The organism is Sphingobium xenophagum, assembly GCF_031457465.1.
GTDB lineage: Bacteria > Pseudomonadota > Alphaproteobacteria > Sphingomonadales > Sphingomonadaceae > Sphingobium > Sphingobium xenophagum_A.
The window spans coordinates 1-1,423 of sequence record NZ_JAVDWV010000050.1; the positions used below are offsets into that span (position 1 = coordinate 1).

The following is a 1,423-nucleotide window of genomic DNA, read 5'->3' on the forward strand; positions in this document are numbered from 1 at the left end:
TAGCATTACAGTTGCGTTCTGGTTTTGAGATGGGCGCGTCTGGCATCGGCTTGGTGTGCGCGTCGCCAACATGACCAAGCGATGATGTAAGCGGGCCGTATACGGCGCTGAGCGAGTTTGTTGGCGATCCGCCGAACCTCCTGGATCGACCAGCGGATCAGATCCTGATGGTGCGCGTCCTCGATCTTTTTGGGGGCGTCACGGCATTGGCGCGGTATCGGATCACCGCCATCATGGCGAAGGCGAGCATGACGAGAGAGACGTGGCGATGCCAGCCATGCCACGAGCGGCTTTCGTTATGATCGAGGCCGAGCTCGTTCTTGGTGGTCTCGAAGCTATCTTCGATCGCCCAGCGGTGGCCTTCGACGGCGACGAGCGTGTGGATTTCGGTGCCAGCCGGACACCAGGTCGTGAAGTAGGCCAGATCACCGTCGCTGATATTTCGGCGGATCAGGAGGCCCCGGGTCCAGATGCCTGATTTGGTCTCGTCATATTCGTCGGCGTCGAGATCGGCGAGCTCGCAATATGCCCAGTCATGAAGCCGGGCGCCCTTTGTGCCCTCGCCAGCGGAAAGGCGTTTCCATGCGTCTGGATCAAGGTCTTGTGCGATCTCTTCCGCTTTGCCCGCGATCGGGGGCTTGTCGCCCCAAGAGCCAAAATAGTGGTCCGATTTCACGCCGAGAACGTAGCCCTTGCAGGCTCGACGCAGAGCCTGCTCGACGTCACCAACCCCATATACGGCGTCCGCCGCGATCCACGAGAAAGGGACGTCGGCCGCCAGCGCCCGCCGGATCATCTGAACCGCCAAAGCCGGTTTGGTGGCGAAGGCTACAGGTTCAGGGACATGGGTTGCGGCAAGTCGTGCGGGATCACCCGTCCAGCTCTTCGGCAGATACAAGGCACGATCGATAAACGCGTGACCGCGAGCCGATACATAGGCGGCGAATACACCGATCTGGCAGTTCGTGATCTTGCCAGCCGATCCGGTATATTGACGCGCCACGCCACAAGAGGCCTTGCCTTGCTTGAGGAAGCCGGTCTCGTCGATGACCAGCACCGCATCGTCGGTCGCAAGGCTCTCAACAACATAATCTCGTACAATGTCGCGAAGCGCGTCTGCGTCCCATCGCCCGCGGCCCAGGATAGCCTGTTGCCGCCATGGCCCCGGATCCCCCGCAGCCTCGGCGCGCATCCAGCCCGTCTTGCGGCGCTCGTCGCCCAGCAAACCATCCAGAAACAGGTTCGCCGACGTCGCAACCCGCTCCTGCGTGAAGAGCCCGCGCATCCGGCCCTTCACGTCCCGCAGCGAGGACGCCCACAACTCCAATGTCGCTTCGATCGATGCACCCGTCATCCACGGCCTCCTTACCATGGAGACCCATTGATTCAGAGTTTCATGCAATACGCAACTGTAATGCTAGGT

General features: G+C 61.1%; 1 protein-coding gene. It reads right to left on the reverse strand.

Annotated features, from left to right (window positions below; all coding sequences use genetic code 11):
* Positions 1-157: 157 nt before the first annotated feature.
* Positions 158-1,372, reverse strand: a complete 1,215-nt coding sequence (locus J2W40_RS20505) for an IS701 family transposase (protein ID WP_310227799.1) — start codon at positions 1,370-1,372, stop codon at positions 158-160.
* Positions 1,373-1,423: the final 51 nt, after the last annotated feature.

Bases quoted from the DNA above. Each gene is read 5' to 3' on its own strand.
- J2W40_RS20505 (WP_310227799.1), bottom strand. From the start codon at position 1,372: ATGGTAAGGAGGCCGTGGATGACGGGTGCATCGATCGAAGCGACATTG.